Here is a 20,311-nt window from a genome sequence, read left to right as displayed (position 1 = left end):
ACTCCCTTCTGATATGACAATTTTAACTAGTAGCCAAACCCATTTCTAGTTTTTCAATAGCCTTGAAACCATGAAAAAACGAATTGCCCATTTCCTTTTCTTTGTCACCCTAACAATTAGTGCCCAAACCTATCAGGATTTGAATTTGGACGGAGCACAATCTACTGTTGGGATGGACAGTTTTGAGGATAATTTTACAGAAGAGACCTTTTCACTTACAGAATCGTTTGAAGAGGCCGCCAAAAGAAACAATATTCCCCATCGCAAATTTGAAGGACTCGCTGAAGTTGAAAATGGCTATTATATTATTTCAGGAGTGTTCAGTAAAGGAAAAAACCTTAAGAAGACCATCAAAAAATCACAACGAAAGGGGTTCAAAGATGCTGGGTATATCGTAAACCCACAGAATGGCTTAAACTATGTGTATTTGAGCTATTATCCCTTCGGGTTGGAAGCCGTCGATGCCTGTGCGTCAAAACTGGATGGACAATATACGGATGACCTATGGATTCTAGAGGTAGAGAACAGTGTTGCCATCGGAGGAGAGACTTTTGATTTACAGCAAGAAATAGAGAATGCTGAAAACGAATCCGCACAATTGCTTTCAATCGACAACTTCGAGGAAACCAAAAACTCTTCATCCGTAGAAAACCATAACCAAGAATCAAATGAGCCACAAATAACTAAAAGAGGACAACCTAACAAGAGCCTCATTATTCAGAGGGCTGATAGTTATTTCGATAAGCTCTGGTACGCCGAGGCCGCCAAACTCTACGAAGAGGCACTACAGAAGGAGGGAGATAACTACTCTTATGAAGTTATCCAAAAGGCAGCTGATTGCTACTATTACAATACCAATATGGAAAAAGCATATGAATGGTATCATAAGCTATATGAACATTATGGCGATGAAATGTCTGCCGATATGCTGTTTAAGTATTCCCATGCTTTAAAAGGTACCGGAAAATACAAAAGGGCCAAGCGATTGATGCGCCTATACAATCGAAAAACAGACGACGCTCAACTGTCTCGAAAAAAAGAAGTTGTCGATAGTGAGACCGCACGTGACGAAATTGTATTAGATAGGCTTTTAAAGACTGCGTCAGAGTATGAAATAAAAAATCTTGCTGTAAATACAAAATATTCTGATTTTTCACCCATGTTTCTGGACTCAAGCCGCATCGTATTCTCCTCGGCAGCAGATTCCTCATTTTTTACCACCAGAACATATAAGTGGAACAACCAACCATATCTCGACCTTTACGTTGCCAAGTTGAACCAAGAATCCCAAGACCTTAGAGAAGCCATTAAGTTCTCCAAAAAGATAAATACTAAATACCACGAGGCGTCGGTTACCTTTTCACCGGACAATACTACCATGTACTTTACGCGAAATAATTATGGTAAAAAACTAAAACGCGATAAAAAGGGAATCAATCATCTTAAAATTTACAAATCAACTAAAGTTGACGACGAATGGACCGAGGCCGTTGAAGTTTCTTTCAATAGCGATAGCTATTCAACGGGTCACCCAGCACTAAGTCCCGATGGCAAAAAACTTTATTTTGTCTCCGACATGCCCGGAAGCATTGGCAAGACCGACATTTTTGTGGTAGATGTTCTCGAGAATGGTTCATTTTCCGAACCGCGTAACCTTGGCCCAAATATTAACACCGAACACAAAGAAATGTTTCCCTTCATTAATGGGCAAAAGCTATACTTTTCTTCCGATGGACACACTGGTCTAGGTGGCCTAGACATATATCAATCCCATTATGATGCAGAAAAAGGGTTTGGTCAGGCACAAAATATGGGGAAACCTATCAATAGTAATAAGGATGATTTTTCATACATCGTGAATGACGAAAATCAACAAGGATACTTCGCTTCGAACCGAAAAGGAGGAAAAGGGGACGACGACATCTATTCGTTTAAAAGATTGTTAGTAGAAGAAGTTCCGGCAAATCTCAATGCTATAGCCGGTGTTGTGACCCAAGAGATTACCGGTGATAATATGCCAAAAGCCTTGGTACAACTTTTAGATGAAAACGGTATAAAACTCAAAGAGATACTTACTCAAGAGGATGGCAGCTTCATATTCGAAGACCTTGAAAGCAACAAAAAATATACCGTCAAAACCGTTCAGAGCAAGTTCTTTGAGAACGAACAAATCGTAACAACAAAAGATAATCAAAGGGTTAATATTGATGTTTCTATGAAGCGCCTAGAAGAAATGATCGCAGTCGAAGAAGGCATCAAAAAATTGAAAACCGAAATGATTTACTTCAACTTTGACAAGTGGAACATTCGTTCCGATGCCTCAAAAGAATTGAACAAATTGGTCAGCGTCATGAAGGAGTACCCAGGTATGGTCATTAAAATAGAATCACACACCGACTCAAGGGGTAGTCGGGTATATAACGAATACCTTTCCGATAAAAGAGCCAAATCGACCCGCGATTATATAATCTCCCAAGGTATAGATCCAAGTCGAATTGAAAGCGCCATTGGGTATGGTGAAAGCCGCTTAATCAACGAATGTGATGGCACGGTACGCTGTACCGAGGAAGCCCATTTTCTGAATAGGCGTTCTGAATTTATCATCGTAAAAATGTAGTATACTAAACTTTCTTAAACCAATACTGCAAAAGCCGTTGTCAAATGACAACGGCTTTTTTGTGCCCTCACCAAAACGGCCTGCGTGGGTCAAAGCACTTCGTCGGCCTTGAAATAAAACCACTCTTAACGATTTGTAGTTGGTCAAGATGGCGCAGCAAAAATATAGTGCTAAATTTTTATGATATGGTAGATGTAGGCGTACCGTTCATCGGCTATTATGCCCTTATATCGTATTGTTATAATAGAAGGATTATTATCATCGAAATCCTTGGTGATTCATCCAATTAATTCTTGTAGGCTCTTGAAGATAGTCATCTTTGGAACAGAAACATTTAAAATTGAATCTATGAAGAATTTATTACTTATGAGAGAGATTTATATTGAGGCCTTTAAGGATTGGACCTATAAAGTGCTTCAAAAGTCATTCAAGGCGTATTCATGGTTTTGTTTTGCCTTGTTATTGATTACCCTTTATGCATTTATCTACAGGGTTTCAACAGGCTTTCATTTCGGAATCTAATAGTGCCTAAAAAATAAAAAACGCCCCTCTCATGAATGGGCGTTTCTCTTTTAGTTCGTTTTACCTGTTATCTGTCGGTCGATTCGAATTTCAGTGTTTTTAAGATGGCCTCCAGTTCGAACATATCGTTTCGCTTCTCTGTAGCCGGTGCAAAAACAAATCCCTCTAGTACTAATTTTCTATTGTTCTCTTTGTCGTTTAAAATGTAGGTTAAAAAGGGCCCTGCCATAGGATAGTTCTTTATGTCCCATAACCCCCTTACCTCGACACCTTTCTTTCCCGCAATCTCTACAGGATAAATATAGGGTGCAAATGCCGGCTCTGTTCGCATATGCGTAATTTTACCGGTCACATCTGGGCCGGGAATATATTTGGCCCCTATAGAATCGCGCATCGAGACAATATCTTTAACTAGAGTAGCTTCATTGTTAAAGCTATCTATCGGCATATCATAGACAATAATATTTGCCGTGCCTTTAAGTATCTCACGATCGATCCACACAAAATTATCCTCTTGCTTTCCGACCTTATAAATCGACGGTATTTTCAAAGAAATACCGAACTTTTCCTCAAGTACATTTTCCTTGTTCAGGGAACGCTCAAAACGTTTTTGTGCTGCTTCAATTTCCATAGCTTTGAAGGCCTCTATGATTTTTTTGGCCTCACGCCCTATATTATCAATAATCTCCTCTTCATTTCTGCCCTTGATTACCCCCACCTTTTGAGGAGTGGCATACATATCGGTCTTAATATGCCCCAAGCTCAAAGAATCTTCCATGACGTACAAAATCGACCTGTTATTCTTTATAGAACCAGTGAAAAATTTAGGGGCTATTTGATCGATGCTAAACAAGGGTTCATCCATGGGCATACCGACTATCGGAGCAGCAAAGTACCGACGAATGGTATCGCCTACACGCCCTTTCCATAGTTCGTTGTCGACTACAGCTACCATTGAATTTATGGCGCCAGTAGATGTGGGTAGATAACTTTGGTTCTTTGAGTCTTTACAAGCAATTAGTACTACGAAAAAAATAAAAAATAGTGTTCTGGCTTTTTTCATTTTTGGTCTTGATTTACGATGAACAATCGCACAATTTAAGTTTTGTGCCCGGTATTAGATTACTACCACTAATACCGTTCCATTCTCGTAAATTCTCCACAGAAATTCCAGGATATTTTTTAGAAATCGTCCATAGCGAATCTCCACTCCTCACGGTATGGACCTTGGCTCCCAAAGTGCCACCTCCTGTAGAAGAAGCTTCGCCTTCTGTAGAAACCGTAGCCGTTCTCGGCATTCTTCTGGGAAAAATCGTTAATCTTTGCCCAATTCTTAGGTTATTGCTCCTTAGGCCGTTCCACCTTTTTAATTGACTCACACCGACGCCATATCGCTCGGCTATTCGACCTAAATAATCCCCACTCCTCACTTTATAGCGTATTCTGTTTTCTTCGGCTGCCTTTACCAATTGGGGCAAAGGGCTTTCTTTGCTCTCCAGTTCTTTTTTAACATGGGCATAGATGGCCTCTTCGTTGGAAACAAATTTACCAATGGCCCTTTTGGGCAAACGCAATGTATTTTCCTTGCCTTCGATATAGGGTATGACATTCAATTTATAGGAAGGGTTCAAAATCTTAAGTTCTTCAAGGCCAACTCCTGTCAAATCGGAAACTTGTTCAAACGTAATCAAGCTTTTTACGTGCACCGTATCCGTTTCGAAATATGGCCGTTCTACCTTTATATACTTGAGGTCATGTTCCTTGGCATACTCAAAGATATACATGGTCGCCAGAAATGCAGGCACGTAGCCTGCCGTTTCACGTGGTAGATAACTTCGAAGATTCCAATAGTTCTTATACCCGCCTGATCGGCGAATGGCCTTGTTTACATTACCTGGGCCGGAATTGTATGCGGCTAGGGCCAAGTCCCAATCTTCATAGATATCATACAGTTTGGAGAGAAACTGACAGGCGGCCTCGGTTGATTTAATCGGGTCGCTACGTTCGTCTACATAGCTTGAAACATCAAGCTTATACTGTCTTCCTGTACCATACATGAATTGCCAAAGGCCTGTCGCTCCCACCCTAGATCGCGCCCTGGGGTTCAAGGCAGATTCAACGATGGAAAGGTATTTCATTTCCAAGGGAATGTCGTAGTTATCGAACTGTTGTTCGAACAAAGGAAAGTAAAATTGACTGGCTGTCAACATACGCTCCATCAAACCTCTCTTTCTTATCAAAAACGATTTGATAACACTTTCTAAAGATGGGTTATAAGCTACGTTGAAGGGAGTTTTCTGGTTTAGCTTATACAACCTCGCTTTTAACGAATCGGTTGGTAAATCGTACACATATAGTTCTTCCTCTTCTTCATTTAAGGGGTTTTTTTGATCTATTACCAGATTCGAAACCTCATCATACATCTCGTCAAAAGATGAAGCATATTCATAAAGTTCCTTCATCCAAAGGCTGTCCAACCGTGCCGCCTCGGTATGGTCCTGTAGATTATATTTGCCTGCCTTTCCCTCTGCCAATAAAGCCATGGCGTCTGCGTTAATAATGGTGTCGGATGCCATCAGTTCCATTTGCTCGACCGGGTCGACTTCTTTGGCCAAAGTATCTATGGATGAAAGCCCTTCCGTAAAGGGAACAACCTTTCGCTCCTTCTTAGAAGCTACAAGAGAGTCCTTTTGTTGTGCCGCCATTGAAAGAGAGAAAACCAGGCATAAACATGCAGTGATAGAATTTTTTGCTGTCATTTATAAGGAGCTCATTTTTTAATTGGCCTATACCTACATTTTAGTAGGGCAGCCCTTTGGGCTGCCCTACTAAAATCGTCTTTTTTTTTCTAAAAATAAAATTTTCGTGTCCGGTAACTTTTTCTTGAACTTAATTACCCTTTCATCGATAACGTGTTTATTAGTCAATTATTGCAGCGATGCCGGGCAAGGTTTTGCCCTCCAAGCTTTCCAGCATGGCACCACCTCCTGTAGAAACATAACTCACTTTGTCTTCAAAACCGAATTGTTTCACCGCGGCCACGGAATCTCCGCCTCCAACGAGTGAAAAAGCACCATTTTTTGTGGCTTCATCTATTGCATTGCCCACTGCTATTGTTCCCTTCGCAAAAGACTCCATTTCGAAAACCCCTACAGGACCATTCCATAATATAGTTTTGGCCTTTAAAATAACCGCTTTGAAGTTCTCTAAAGTCTTTGGGCCGGCATCTAGTCCTTGCCATCCATCCGGAATCTTGTCTACATCTACTATTTGGGTATTGGCGTCATTGGCAAAGCTATCTGCGGCTACCACATCGACTGGCAAATGGACCTCAACCCCTTTTTCTTTGGCCTGTTTTAAGATATCCATGGCCAGCTCCTTTTTATCGTCCTCACAGATAGAGTCTCCGACCTGCCCGCCCCTGGCTTTAACAAAAGTATACGTCATTCCGCCCCCAATAATCAAATGGTCTATCTTATCCAAGATATTTTCGATAATCGTAATTTTCGATGAAACTTTGGCACCTCCTAAAATGGCCAATACCGGTTTTTCACCGGTCTGCATAACTTTGTCTATAGCTTCGATCTCTTTAGCGAGCAGATAACCAAAGCATTTGCTTTCTGGAAAGAATTGCGCCACGATGGTTGTAGACGCATGAGGCCTGTGAGCTGTTCCAAAGGCATCGTTTACATAAATATCTCCTAGCTTGGAGAGTCTTTCCGCAAAATCTTTATCTCCACCTTCTTCTTCACCATGAAACCTGAGGTTTTCCAATAACAACACTTCACCAGGCTGTAAGGCTTCAACAGCTTTCTCGGCTATTTCACCCACACATTCGGGTACAAACTTTACATTCACCCCAATTACTTCCGAAACCGTTTTAGCGATATGTTCTAAGGATAAATCTGGGTTGCTTTTCCCTTTAGGTCTCCCTAAGTGGCTCATCAATACGGCACAACCACCATCTTCCAATACTTTTATAATTGTGGGCTTTGCGGCTTCAATACGGTTCGTATCGGTCACCTCGAACTTTTCGTTGAGCGGAACGTTGAAATCAACACGAATAAGTGCCTTTTTATCCTTGAAATTAAAATCGTCGATAGTCTTCATGTCAATGTGGTTTTAGAGAATCGCAAAGGTACTAAAAAGGAAGAAGGTGTGTTAGCCACGGAGGCATGACTTTGCAAAAATCCCTGATATAAATATTGATTTTTGAGGGGAGGGTTGACTATTTCCAAATGCAGTCGGTCTATCTAAAAAAAACTATATTTGAAATATGTTGTTTGAAGACATACTGGGACTCTCGCATATAAAGAATCATTTAACTACCAGTGCCGCTGCGGGTCGCGTACCCCATGCCCAAATGTTCGTGGGGCCTGAAGGTTCTGGAACACTACCTATGGCATTGGCCTATGCCAGATATCTGATCTGCTCAAACTCAGATGGTGAAAATCGAAGTGGAAATGCAGTTTGTAATCAAAAGTTCAACACGATCTCACACCCCGACTTGCATTTTGCATTTCCAGTCTCAAATTCAGACAAGGTCAAAAGCCATGCGGTCAGCGACCATTATATGGAAGAATGGCGCCAGTTTTTAAAGAGCCAACCGTATGGAAACCTTTTTGACTGGTATCAACTTATCGGAATCGAAAAAAAACAAGGTCAGATTGGGGTAGAGGAAGCTTCCGAAATTGTTAAGAAATTGTCGCTGAAATCATACGAGGGCGGGTATAAGATAATGGTAATATGGATGGCGGAAAGAATGAATGTCTCGGCCGCAAACAAATTATTAAAACTTATCGAAGAGCCTCCGAACCGAACCATATTCATTTTAATCGCCGAACATGAAGACCAAATAATTCAAACGATACGTTCCCGCTGCCAAATCTTACACTTTCCCCCCTTAGCCGAGCATGTAATGGCCGATGCTTTGGTGAGAAAAGGATTGGAAAGGGAGGTTGCCTTGCGAGTTGCACATGAAGCTGACGGAAATTTCAATAAGGCTATCGACTTGATGAACAACGATTCGGAAGATTTAGTCTTTGAAAAATGGTTTGTACAATGGGTTCGCAGTGCCTTTAAGGCAAAGGGCAACAAAGCAGCTATACACGAATTGATTCTTTGGAGCGAAGAGGTTTCAAAAACGGGAAGGGAGACACAAAAAAAGTTTCTGCACTATTGTGTTGCGGTAATTCGGCAAGCCATGCTAATCAATTATAAAGCAGAAGATCTTGCTTTTATGCGTATTCATGTCGATGGTTTTCAGTTGGAAAAGTTTGCGCCTTTCATACATGAAAATAATGTGCTGAGCATTGTTCATGAACTTGAAGATGCCATCTATCATGTCGAGCGCAATGGTAATTCGAAAATAATACTGACCGACCTGTCCATAAAATTGACCCGATTACTGCATCGAAAGGCTATAATCGCTTAAAAAATAAATCGACTATCCCGATAAATCACAAAACGACCAAGTTTATGGCAATGGAAAAAATTTTGGAAAATGCTGCGGAAATACTATTGTTACTCTTTTTGATCATCGTGTTTCTTCAGAGTAGTATTGACAAAGTCTTCGACTGGGCGGGAAACTTATCTTGGCTTAAGGAGCATTTTTCAGGAACGCCGCTTAGCAATATTGTTCCTATTCTTTTGATGATTGTGCTCTTAACCGAAATGGTATCAAGTGTTCTTTGCACTATCGGCCTATATCAAATTGCTTTTTTTAATGAAAATACTTTAGCATTCTATGGGGCCCTACTATCGTGTTTATCACTTTTAATGCTGTTGTTTGGCCAACGTGTTGCTAAAGATTACGAAGGAGCCAAAACCATTGCAGTCTATTTTATGCCTGCTGCCTTTCTTGTCTATCTACTTCAGTAAGGTATTACCTACCAAGGACTAACGATTCCTTATAAAGGGATTTATTCGTTATATTTATCGTTCAAAATTTTAACGATTTCATCTGTAAGATCGTTGGATTCTTTTCCATAAAGTACGCTTCCGCCATCTCCACCTCCGAGAATATAGGAATAGCCATGAGCCTCCCCATAGGCCTTCACTTCTCGCTTGACCTTACTAACAATGCTATCCATTTCAGTTTGACCACTTAATTGAAGTTGTTGATCTTCTTGCTGCAATTGCTGGCCAATCATTTGACCTTTCTGCTGCATGATGCCATACTCTTCTTGTGCCTTTTGCTGAGACATCTTCTGGGCCTTTTCCTGAAAAGCTTGTGCCTCTTTTTGGAAAGCTTGTGAAATACTATCCCTTTTCTTACCCAAAGCCTCAACCTTGGTTTGAAATGAAGCTTCTACATCGATTTTTTCTTGATACTCGTTCATAAGCCTTGTATTATTTACAAAGCCGATTTTTTCTTGTTGACACGAAGTCAATCCTAAAAGTAAAAAGAGTGTTACAATATTTTTCATCATTTTTTAAGTTTTGGTTTTTCTGCTGAAGCTAGTACGTATTCGTACAGCTTTTACCTATACAATTCACCATGCCGTTTTTCAAGCTGCGCAAAAATAGGAAAGCTTTTTGAAATCAATCGTATCTATTTATGTAATTCTATGCTTACTTGATTTTTTTCAATAGATATAATTCTATTTAGAAAAAGTAACCCTCACCCCTTATAATAAGTAATATTTATGCGTAGCATACAAATTCATCATTCAAAACTATTGTAAATAGATGCTATAAAGAGCTTTTTTTTAACGATCTATGTGGGGCAAAGGTATTCGTTGACCAAGCCTTAGATGGCCTCTTAAAGCCGCTTAAAACCACGTATTAGTCTTTGCGCCCACTCAAAGTATCGTTTTGTATGATATAAATCAGTGAAGAAAACTCTTTATTTATTAAAGCTTTAATATTAGAAAGTAGTCCGACAGCTAAAGCTGGAAAAAGACGTTGCCTCCCATTTTTATATTTTTCGGAAAGTAATGCCACATAAAAAGCGTCGAACCACATCGGCTTTGTGTTAATTACTTTCATAGAGTGCTTGGAAAAAATTTTATGTATAGAGCTTCTTGAAAAGTGCCATAAATGTCTTGGCGTGTCGAAGGCGGCCCAAAATTCTTTGTAGTAGGAGGCGTCATAGGATTTATAATTTGGAACGGCTACAAGCATTATCCCATCTTCTTCCAGATGCTTTTTTAATAGTTCTATTTGATTCTCTAGATCCGGCACATGTTCAAGTACGTGCCAAAGTGTAATGACCTGAAATTTTGAATCGCCTAAATCGTTTATACTCTGGTATAATTCCATTCTTTTTTCACGAGATCGCATCCTCGCATCTGGATTAGGCTCGACCCCGGCGACCGACCATCCCTTGCCCTTCGCCGTTATAAGAAAATCTCCAGTGCCCGCGCCAAAATCCAATAATGTTTTGCGTTCAGCGCCATACTTATGAATCATGTTAGTTTTTAACCATAGATTGAATTGTTTCACAGTATGATAGACCCTGTCCATAAATGTGTCTTTCGAATCGGTATGTGAAATGTAGTTCTCGCTGCGATAATAAATCTCCAACTCCTTTGGCTGGGGCTCCGTGACCAAGAGGTCTAGGTCTTTGTCGTAGAGCAATTGGAAATCTTCGCCGGTAACGGAAAAGTCTTTAGTTTTTAAATACGGTCTCATTATAATTATGGGTGGTCAGGTATTCATTTTTAATGCTGGTAAGGTATTGTAGAAGCCGTTTTCTTGAAAAAGAATCTTCCGCTAAGCAATCATTCTCAAGGTCACTATATACCTCAATCGCAATATACCAATTTCCACGTCTATAGACACCGTCGTTGGGCGTAAAAATAGGCTGGTACTCATCACTATCAAGCGCCCTGCTTATCAAGGCGTCTGCAAAAACTCCCAGTATTGGAATCGCTTTATCTTCAATTTCCACCTCATAAAACGAGAAAAAATACAACCTATTCTCAAGCATGAAGGGAACGTCGTCGTCCACATTATTATTATCTAGACCGTATTTTATATTAACATAGTTGTAGAACTCATTCGCTGCCTTTGGATCTTCAAAGACAAACATCTCACGTTTCGGCAATCCTCTCTTAAACTTCTTCCCTTTTGTCACGCGATAATCCTCAATATTAGGTGCGATTCTAATAGGTATGCAAGAACCTAAGAAGAGCAGTAATGCTAGAAAAAGGAAGGGGGATTTTTTCATCTCGCTCGCTTTATTTTATTCCAAAAGCAATATCAAAATTGAGGCCAACCTGAGTATTTTAATCTTCTAATCCTATTTCTGGGAACTTATTTAATTCAACAGTAGCGTTGCCACTGCCCTTATAAAGAAATGGGCGTTGAGCTTGATTATGAATCTTATCTTAGGAGATGTTCCACGTGGAACATGAGCACTTATCTTCCCAAATATACCAACAATACACTTATGTCAGAAGGGTTGACCCCGCTTATTCTGGACGCTTGAGCTATGGTAACGGGTTTGATCCCATTTAGTTTTTCTCGCGCTTCAAATGAAAGGGACTTTAGTTTTGAATAGTCAAAACCATCAGGAATTTTCACATTTTCAAGCCGCTGCAACTTGTCGGCATTGTTTTTTTCTTTCTCGATATATCCAGAATACTTAACCTGAATTTCGGTCTGTTCAAGCACTTCACTATCGAACCCATTGGCTTCGGCGAAATCCAACACATGATCGAGTTGAAGCATGTGGTGCATTGTCATCTTTGGTCTAGAGAAAACTTTGAACATTTTATCGGACTGTCTTACAGGGGAAGATCCTACAGCCTTCAGAATAGGATTGATATCCTCAGGTTGTACGCTGGTTTTCTTGAAAAAATTCACAAAAGAATTGGATTGGCTCTGCTTCTCTTCCATACGTTTAAGTCTTTCACTACTGGCAAGTCCAATGGCATACCCTTTGGGCGTTAGTCTCAAGTCAGCATTATCTTGTCTTAGCAAGGTTCTATACTCTGCTCTAGAAGTGAACATGCGATAAGGCTCCTCGGTTCCTTTTGTAATAAGGTCATCTATCAGGACACCGATATAAGCCTCGTCCCTATTTAACGTGAACGCCTCTCTTTCATGTATTTTTAAGTGGGCGTTAATACCGGCCATAAGACCCTGTGATGCTGCCTCCTCATAGCCCGTTGTACCGTTAATCTGACCGGCGAAATACAAATTTTGAACAATTTTAGTCTCCAGCGTATGTCTCAACTGTGTGGGAGGAAAATAATCATACTCAATGGCATATCCAGGTCTAAAGAATTTGACCTTTTCAAAACCTTTTACGGAGCGCAGTGCATTAAACTGCACTTCTTCAGGAAGCGAAGTTGAAAAGCCATTAACGTACACCTCAACCGTTTTCCATCCTTCGGGCTCTACAAATATTTGATGACTACTTTTATCAGCAAACCGATTTATCTTGTCTTCAATTGAAGGGCAGTATCTTGGTCCAACACTCTTTATTCTGCCATTGAACATTGGAGACCTATCAAACCCTTCCCTTAAAAGATCATGTACCATTTCGCTGGTATGCGTCATGTGACAATCTCTTTGTTCTTTTAAAATCGGGGTTTCTAGATATGAAAAACGTGAGGGTTGTTCATCACCTGGTTGCGGAATCATAACGTCATAATTCAATGAACGTCCGTCTACCCTAGGTGGAGTTCCTGTCTTCATCCTTCCACTTGAAAAGCCTAAATCAATCAATTGTTCCGTAATACCCGTAGCAGCTCGTTCGCCTGCGCGACCGCCCCCAAACTGTTTTTCTCCAATGTGAATCAACCCATTCAAGAAGGTTCCGTTTGTCAACACCACCGCTTTGGACCTTATTTCAATACCAAGGGATGTTCTAACCCCTACGGCCCTATCCCCCTCTATCAAAAGGCCACTCACCATTTCTTGATAGAAGTCGACATTGGGATTCTTTTCAAGTGCCAACCGCCATTCTTCGGCAAACCGCATTCTATCATTTTGAGTCCTTGGGCTCCACATAGCAGGACCCTTTGACTTGTTTAGCATTTTAAACTGAATCGATGACTTGTCAGAAACAATTCCACTATAGCCGCCAAGGGCGTCAATTTCCCTGATTATTTGACCCTTTGCGATACCTCCCATGGCCGGATTGCAAGACATCTGACCAATGGTTTGTAAGTTCATAGTCACCAAAAGGGTTGAAGAGCCCATACTCCCGGCAGCCGCCGCGGCCTCCGCACCTGCATGGCCACCCCCAACCACAATCACATCATATTCTTCTGAAAACATACCAATTATTCCTTTTTTGATCTATGAAGAGAATGCGCAATAAAACAAGCCTGTGTTTCAAGCACAAATAAAGTGCAATCCTTCTCCATAGGACATCCGTGCCCGGTGTTAGTTCAATGTTCCACGTGGAACATTTTTATCTTTTCATTTTCCTTTTCCCTCATTGCCATACATTCTTTTTCAGATTTATCATTGTACCCCAGAAGATGGAGCACCCCGTGTGACATTACCCGCAACAACTCCTGATGAAACCCTGTCTTGAACTTTATGCTGTTCGCCTTTACCCTTTGCACGGATATGAATACATCTCCGGCTATCAATTCATTTTCGGTGTAATCAAAAGAGATGATATCCGTATATGTATCGTGGGACAAAAATTTTTTATTAATGTCCAACAAATAAACATCATCGCAAAAGATATAGTTCAGCGCCCCTAAACTCGCCTCTTCAGAAATCACAACCCTACCTATCCAGTCGGAATACTGGGGTTCATTTGACAACTTAAAATCAGTTTCATAAAAAAACTCAATCATCGTTTTTGAAATACGCCTTCACTTTGTTCTGAAAATTTTGGCGCAAAGGTAAGGCTTGTCTATTCAAAATTTCGGTCTCTCTGCGATAATTCTTTAGCACTTCTGGCCTGGTTCTGATCGGGGTTTCAAAGCTTTTTGTATTGGAAGAACTCTCCCGCTCGGATTTCCTTCCCTGTTCCATGGCGGCATTTTCCAGCTTGAGTAATTCATGCTGAATATTGTTCATTTTATTCATACTACGCTGCGTCAGACCGTTCTCTAACAAATCATTTTCAAAGTCTTCCATTTGTTTGCTCAACTTTTCCGCCAATTTTCTATCACTGGTCTTGATCATGTCGTTCAGTTGCTCTTCTAACCTTTGCCGTATGAGCTGTTGTGCCTTGTATATCTCATAAATCTCTGCCAATTCGCCCTCGCTGAGCTCATTCTGACCTTGTCCTTGATTTCCATTTTCCCCAGAATTTCCAGCATTACTTTTATTTCCTGAATTTCCATCTTGGCCTTCCTTATTACCACTTCCAGAACCCCTTTGACCTATCTCGCCTTCGGATCCCTTTCCTTTCTCTCCATTACCACGACCCTCCTGTGGATTTCCCTTGCCAGATTGACCCATGCCTTCCATTTGTTGTTGAATCTTGCTCTGTTGCTTAATGATATCAGGTAATTGAAAATCTAGACCTTGACCCGCCCCCTGGCCGGGCATCATACTTTGCTGCATATTATCAAGTACATGGGCCAAAAAATCAGCCAGCTCATTAGAAGCAGTCAATACATACTTTTGGTAGGATGCTCCTTGATACAGTTGGCTTTCTGCCAAGCTCTCCAAGGTCTTGTCAATATTATAATATACCTCTGTAACCTGTTCGTTAACGAACTCAGATAGCTCGGCACGGCGCATCGATAGCGTAAATAGGCTATCATCTACATGCTGAAACAAATCACGTAGTACCTGTTGTTCCCTAACGATGGACGAGAACCTTGGGTTTTCAACATCTACCTCCTGAAGGGTATCGAACAAGTCCTCTTGTTTAAACGAAAATGTGACCAGGTTGTCAAGTATCTGTCGAAGCATCTCAGCATCTTCAGTTTCGGTGGCCTCTGAACTTGAAGAAGAAGCCTGCCTAAGGCTTTCACTCATTTCTTTCATTTTCTGGGATGCGGATTTTTGCTTTTTTGAGGCCTCTTCTTCCGCCTTTGACTTCTCGAGGGGTGACGAAGATTTCTGATAGTCTAAATACTTATTAATCTCTTCGAGCACTTCCTTTTGATCCTTTTTGACGGCTTCCTCTTTCTTCTTATCTATTTTCAGTTCCAGTGGTTTTTTAAGGGCCCGATTATCTTGGTCCAATTCTTCCATCTCCTTGGCAAGTTCCTCAAATCGTTCATTCAATTTCTTTTGCGTTTCTTTTTCAAAATCTTGCCCGATTTTTTGCTTCGACAGTGCCTCTTGTAGACTGGCCTCATTTTCCAAATCTTTGGCCAATTGGTTGGCCTTTTCAGAAACGTAGTACCGTTTGGTAAGTTCCAACAGCTGTTCTAAATTTCTTTCACTATTCTGTTGTTTCTTTCCCAATTCCTCTAGTCTTTGTGAAAAATCCTCTTTTTTGATCTTATCTGCCACTTTTTCGAGCTCTTCGAGTAGTCTGGCATTCTTCTTGGCTTCTAACTCTTGCCGTTCTAGACGCTCTTGCAGAAGTTGTGAACTTTCATCGTCATCTCCCCCAATCTCAAGGTTTTCCTTCAACTGTTTGCTGAACTTCTGCATCAGATTCTCCTGATCCTTCTGCTTTCTTAAAAAATCCCTTATTTCCCTTTGGTCATTGAAACTTAATTGCTTGCGCTCTTTTTGACTTTGATTAATTTCCTTAAGGCCTTTTTTCTGCTCTCTAAGATTGCTAAGGGACTGGTTCAGATTATCAATTATTGACTGCTGGGATTTCAGTGCCTCATTTCTCAATTCGTCATCATCTAGTACAGCCATGGAGAAGACCCGACTTTTCGTAGATTTTCCACCATGTATAGCGTCATTATCCGTGGCCTCAAAATAATACAGGTATTTTATTCCAGTCTCGAGCTCCAGACCGGAGGGAAACGTATAAAAGAACCTATTATAGTTCGTGTTGGGCTCCTCTAGCATCAAGCTTTTAACCGTTTCGGGACTGTTTTCTGGATAATAGACCAATTTTATACCTTTTAGTTTATAATCGTCGGTGGCTTCCCCCATATAGTAGGCTGCGTTTGAGTTTACCGAATCGATCACCTGTTCCATTTTGATAGTGGGGTAGGCATCCTTTACTACATTGAATCGATATGCCAATTTCTCGTAATCAGATACGTTCTGATTTGAGGTTGCCAATTCATAAGACATATCTGAATAGACCTTCTTATCCAGGGTAAAACTTTCACCATCATTTGCCTTTGAAAATATGAGAAATGTATCTCTGCTAATCATTTTGACGCGATCCGTATTCCTGCCCGTAATCTCCCACCGTACTCTTGTTCCCTCAGGAACAGTTGCGTTTCCCGTACCTTTCAACACTTCAGGTGATCGACCTGTATATCGAGGATAATCGAGTTCCATTACGAAGTTCTGTATGCTGGGAGTTTTTAAAGCATTCAATACATAGTTACGTGACGACACCTCATTGGCTCGGAAATAAAACTCCGTACGCTGCAAAGGTGGTGATAATGTATATTTAAACTTACCGCCTTTATTTTGCATTAAATACTCCCTTTCTCCAATAACAATATAAACGGTCTCTGGCTGAACTTCGCCCAACGTTTCAACTTCAATCGTATACGATTTAGACTCCAAAACGTTCAGTTCATTGGTTAAAAGTTGAAAAACGAAAGGAGCAGGCGGTTCGTACATAGCTCTGTAGTGCACTACTCTATCAGCAGACCCAAAAAAAGAGGACAAATTGCCAGAAAACCAGACTAGAGCAACAATCAGTAGAGGAATGATTAAATACTTGGCATATTTTAAATTCTCCCTTAAATCTACGGCCTTTGTAAAAGGAACTGGCTTCAAGTTCTGGGAGCGCTGCTCAATACTTGCCAACAACAATTCTGTTTTAACTCTATCTTCTGCCAAATCCAATAGATTATAGAGCTTGTCACCCACCTGAGGAAAATACTTTCCGATCAACAAGGAGGCCTTCTTGTTGTCTATGCCACTTTTTAAATGAAAAAGGTAGAAAATAGGGGTTAGAATGTACCTAAAAAGAAGTACGGCCTCCACCAAAACAAAGGCCAACAATAAAATAAGTCTTCCTGTGGGCGGTAACCAAAGGAAATATTCTATGCCTAAAACAGCCAGCATAAAGAGAAAGCCAAGACTAACAAAAAGCAACCCGCCCCTAATGAGCATCTTGGTATAATACTTTCTTATAAAGCCTTTGAGTTTATCTAAAATGTCGGTATAACTACTCATAAAGCGCAAAGATACGTAATGCCCTTTAACCCAAACGTTAACGCGCATACTAAAGTATTGTTAGATTTACTTTAATCGGGGCAAAAGCTTCATGTACTTTTTATACCTTTGTCCCATAATATTTCCTAATATGAGCCAAAAAGTTCGTGTCCGCTTTGCGCCAAGCCCTACGGGCCCCCTGCATATCGGAGGAGTTCGTACTGCCCTATTTAACTACTTGTTTGCTAAAAAATACGACGGTGACTTTATTCTCCGTATTGAAGACACCGATCGGAGTCGTTATATTGAAGGTGCCGAGGATTATATTATTAATGCATTGCAATGGTGTGGCCTGCCTTTCGACGAAGGACCAAGGGTGCAAGGGCCTTACGGCCCCTATCGCCAGAGCGAACGTAAAATGCTATATCGTAAATACGCCGACGAACTCATTAAAAAGGGAAAAGCTTATTACGCCTTTGATACTGCCGAAAAATTAGACTACCATAGAAAGAACCACGAAGCACAGGGCAAAACTTTTATTTATAACTGGCACAACCGACTGAAATTGGACAACTCTTTGTCACTGATGCCCGAAACGGCTCAAGAACGTATAGCTAATGGCGAAGAATATGTAGTTCGTTTCTTGACCCCACCCGATGAAAAACTCCAATTAATAGATATGATACGGGGTTCTATAACAATTGACACTAATACCCTAGACGATAAAGTGCTTTTTAAAAGCGATGGAATGCCCACCTACCATCTCGCCAATATCGTCGACGATCATCTCATGAAAATCTCACATGTCATTCGTGGCGAAGAATGGCTGCCGTCTCTGGCGCTACATCAACAGCTGTACGACGCCTTTGAATGGCAAGCCCCATCATTCGCCCATCTTCCCTTAATAATGAAACCCACAGGAAAGGGCAAATTAAGCAAGCGCGATGGTGAGAAGCTTGGTTTTCCAGTATTTCCATTGCAGTGGAAAGATTCCATCGGCTATCGAGAAACCGGATATTTCCCCGAGGCCGTAGTAAACTTTTTAGCCCTTTTAGGTTGGAATCCTGGGACCGAACAGGAAATATTCAATTTGCAAGAGCTTATTAAAGCCTTTGATATATCGAGGGTCAACAAATCAGGGGCGAGATTCGATCCTGACAAAACCAAATGGTATAATCAACAGTACCTACAAAAAAAGACCGATGCTCAACTTGCATCGCTTTTTCAGCCTATTCTGGAAGCCCACGATCTTCCAGATACCAAGCGAAACCCTACCTATGTTGAAAAAATCGTGGCACTGTTAAAAGACCGAGCTACTTTTGTGAGTGACTTTTGGGAACTATCAGAATATTTCTTTAGACCCCCTGAATCTTATAATGAAAAAGCCTTTCAAAAGCAATGGAAAGATAATACCTCGGAAATTATGGGCCAATTAGTGTCCTTTCTAGAAGGGCTATCTGATTTCTCAGAAGATATATTAGAGCAAAAAGTAAAAGGTTGGATAGGAGAAATGAAACTCTCGTTCGGTAAAGTATTACCGCCACTACGTTTAGCCATAGTCGGCGACATGAAAGGACCTCATCTCTTCACAATTATGTCGCTGATCGGCCAATCGGATAGTATTGAAAGAATTCAGAGGGCAGCTGTCTTATTGGGCAAGCTTAGTAATAAATAATGACTTTGAATTTCTTTTTCCTTTTTTAGTTGCCCACATTTCCCAAATATCTTGAATATGTAACAATTCGATAAAACGAAAGACTCATATACCAAAGTGTTTTCGTAATTTCAATCATTCACTAAAATCAACACATATGGGCTCCTTCTTTCTAATTCCGATCCTTTTTATTGCGGTAGTTATACTGCTTTCCTCATTTTTTGTGGTCAAACAGCAAAGGGCTGTAATCATAGAGCGATTTGGTAAATTTCAAAGTATACGAAATTCCGGTCTACAAATGAAAATTCCTCTGGTAGACCGTATTTCTGGGCGGTTGAGTCTTAAAATTCAACAATTGGATGTTATCGTCGAAACGAAAACTTTAGATGACGTTTTTGTCAAACTCAAAGTTTCGGTACAGTACGTCGTAATTAAAGAAAAAGTGTACGAAGCCTTCTATAAATTGGAATACCCCCATGACCAAATTACTTCCTATGTATTTGACGTGGTGAGGGCAGAGGTTCCCAAAATGAAACTTGACGATGTGTTTGTTAAGAAAGACGACATTGCCATAGCTGTTAAAGCAGAACTACAAGACGCCATGTTAGAGTATGGGTACGATATCATTAAGACCTTAGTTACCGATATTGACCCAGATGCTCAGGTTAAGGCGGCCATGAATAGGATAAACGCCTCGGAGCGAGAAAAAATTGCAGCCCAATTTGAGGGGGACGCGGCTCGAATTCTGATTGTTGAAAAGGCAAAAGCCGAAGCGGAAAGCAAAAGACTTCAAGGTCAGGGCATCGCCGACCAGCGTCGCGAAATTGCCAGAGGTCTTGAAGAGTCCGTTGAGGTATTGAACAAAGTAGGCATTAACTCACAAGAGGCTTCTGCCTTAATCGTGGTTACCCAACATTATGACACCCTACAATCTATCGGGGAGGAAACGAACACGAACCTAATCTTATTACCCAACTCTCCCCAGGCAGGTAGTGATATGCTTAACAATATGGTTGCTTCATTCACCGCCAGCAATATGATTGGCGAACAAATGAAAAAGAACAAAAAATCTCTCGGAAATAAGGATCAAAACAAGGACTAAAAAATATTTGGTCGTTATAACCTCAATAGAAGACATTTTAAAGCGCTAAATACCTTTGGAAAGGTATAGAGTTCGGCCATAAGCCCAAAGTCGCTTAAACCCTTTTAAAACAATTGGTTTTTTATAGTTTTTGCCGATTTTTCAAGGGGTTTTCATAAAAAATCCTTATGGTTCAGAAAAAGGATGTTACGGAATGAGCCTTCCCTTAAGCGGTAACTAGATTTTTTTCTGCCTAGTA

The 20,311-nt window shown here is 40.7% G+C and carries 15 protein-coding genes; 6 read left to right on the top strand and 9 right to left on the bottom strand.

Annotated elements, in window-relative coordinates; translation table 11 throughout:
* Positions 1 to 70 precede the first annotated feature (70 nt).
* Both F2B13_RS12955 and F2B13_RS20490 read left to right on the top strand, forming a co-directional pair.
* Positions 71 to 2,617 (top strand): OmpA family protein, encoded by a 2,547-nt coding sequence (locus F2B13_RS12955; RefSeq protein ID WP_232625237.1) that lies wholly within the window; start codon positions 71 to 73, stop codon positions 2,615 to 2,617.
* 348 nt (positions 2,618 to 2,965) lie between these two features.
* Positions 2,966 to 3,139 carry a DUF6747 family protein gene (locus F2B13_RS20490; RefSeq protein ID WP_198439696.1) on the top strand — a complete coding sequence of 58 codons (174 nt, stop codon included), beginning with the start codon at positions 2,966 to 2,968 and terminating at the stop codon, positions 3,137 to 3,139.
* Positions 3,140 to 3,206: 67 nt separating this feature from the next.
* Here F2B13_RS20490 and F2B13_RS12950 read toward each other — a convergent pair whose 3' ends face one another.
* The 3 genes from F2B13_RS12950 to F2B13_RS12940 all read right to left on the bottom strand — a co-directional run bounded on the left by F2B13_RS12950 (position 3,207) and on the right by F2B13_RS12940 (position 7,249).
* Positions 3,207 to 4,202: a DUF4837 family protein gene (locus tag F2B13_RS12950; RefSeq protein WP_149304386.1), complete on the bottom strand. Its 996-nt coding sequence runs from the start codon at positions 4,200 to 4,202 to the stop codon at positions 3,207 to 3,209.
* 13 nt (positions 4,203 to 4,215) lie between these two features.
* Entirely contained in the window at positions 4,216 to 5,898 is a 1,683-nt protein-coding gene (locus F2B13_RS12945; RefSeq protein ID WP_232625236.1) for a LysM peptidoglycan-binding domain-containing protein, read from the bottom strand.
* 160 nt (positions 5,899 to 6,058) lie between these two features.
* Entirely contained in the window at positions 6,059 to 7,249 is a 1,191-nt protein-coding gene (locus F2B13_RS12940; RefSeq protein ID WP_149304385.1) for a phosphoglycerate kinase, read from the bottom strand.
* Between the two features lie 166 nt (positions 7,250 to 7,415).
* On the opposite strand from F2B13_RS12940, the gene F2B13_RS12935 reads away from it, so the two are divergent.
* Together F2B13_RS12935 and F2B13_RS12930 are read left to right on the top strand one after the other, a co-directional pair.
* Entirely contained in the window at positions 7,416 to 8,573 is a 1,158-nt protein-coding gene (locus F2B13_RS12935) for a DNA polymerase III subunit (protein ID WP_149304384.1), read from the top strand.
* A gap of 50 nt (positions 8,574 to 8,623) precedes the next feature.
* The gene (locus F2B13_RS12930) at positions 8,624 to 9,019 is read left to right on the top strand and encodes a DoxX family protein (protein WP_149275393.1); all 396 of its coding nucleotides are present in this window, start codon (positions 8,624 to 8,626) and stop codon (positions 9,017 to 9,019) included.
* Positions 9,020 to 9,060: 41 nt separating this feature from the next.
* Here F2B13_RS12930 and F2B13_RS12925 read toward each other — a convergent pair whose 3' ends face one another.
* The 6 genes from F2B13_RS12925 to F2B13_RS12900 form a co-directional block, all read right to left on the bottom strand.
* Positions 9,061 to 9,567: an OmpH family outer membrane protein gene (locus F2B13_RS12925; RefSeq protein WP_149275392.1), complete on the bottom strand. Its 507-nt coding sequence runs from the start codon at positions 9,565 to 9,567 to the stop codon at positions 9,061 to 9,063.
* A gap of 358 nt (positions 9,568 to 9,925) precedes the next feature.
* On the bottom strand, positions 9,926 to 10,774 hold the full coding sequence (locus F2B13_RS12920; RefSeq protein WP_149273710.1) for a class I SAM-dependent methyltransferase: 849 nt from the start codon (positions 10,772 to 10,774) through the stop codon (positions 9,926 to 9,928).
* Positions 10,752 to 11,312 carry a hypothetical protein gene (locus tag F2B13_RS12915; protein ID WP_149304383.1) on the bottom strand — a complete coding sequence of 187 codons (561 nt, stop codon included), beginning with the start codon at positions 11,310 to 11,312 and terminating at the stop codon, positions 10,752 to 10,754. Before F2B13_RS12915 ends, F2B13_RS12920 begins: the two co-directional genes overlap by 23 nt.
* 191 nt (positions 11,313 to 11,503) lie before the next feature.
* Positions 11,504 to 13,372: a tRNA uridine-5-carboxymethylaminomethyl(34) synthesis enzyme MnmG gene (gene mnmG / locus F2B13_RS12910; protein ID WP_149273706.1), complete on the bottom strand. Its 1,869-nt coding sequence runs from the start codon at positions 13,370 to 13,372 to the stop codon at positions 11,504 to 11,506.
* A 113-nt stretch (positions 13,373 to 13,485) separates the two neighbouring features.
* Positions 13,486 to 13,905 (bottom strand): rRNA maturation RNase YbeY, encoded by a 420-nt coding sequence (gene ybeY, locus F2B13_RS12905; protein ID WP_149304382.1) that lies wholly within the window; start codon positions 13,903 to 13,905, stop codon positions 13,486 to 13,488.
* Complete coding sequence (locus tag F2B13_RS12900; RefSeq protein WP_232625235.1) at positions 13,898 to 17,386, bottom strand: DUF4175 family protein; 3,489 nt, start codon at positions 17,384 to 17,386, stop codon at positions 13,898 to 13,900. Before F2B13_RS12900 ends, ybeY begins: the two co-directional genes overlap by 8 nt.
* Positions 17,387 to 17,468: 82 nt before the next feature.
* On the opposite strand from F2B13_RS12900, the gene gltX reads away from it, so the two are divergent.
* Positions 17,469 to 18,992 (top strand): glutamate--tRNA ligase, encoded by a 1,524-nt coding sequence (gene gltX / locus F2B13_RS12895; RefSeq protein WP_149304381.1) that lies wholly within the window; start codon positions 17,469 to 17,471, stop codon positions 18,990 to 18,992.
* Positions 18,993 to 19,128: 136 nt separating this feature from the next.
* Positions 19,129 to 20,073, top strand: a complete 945-nt coding sequence (locus tag F2B13_RS12890) for an SPFH domain-containing protein (protein ID WP_149273701.1) — start codon at positions 19,129 to 19,131, stop codon at positions 20,071 to 20,073.
* The last annotated feature ends 238 nt before the right edge of the window (positions 20,074 to 20,311 follow it).

This window comes from Pareuzebyella sediminis (assembly GCF_008367235.1).
GTDB lineage: Bacteria > Bacteroidota > Bacteroidia > Flavobacteriales > Flavobacteriaceae > Pareuzebyella > Pareuzebyella sediminis.
Note: the sequence above shows the minus strand (reverse complement) of the source record. Positions and strands in the feature narration are given on the sequence as shown.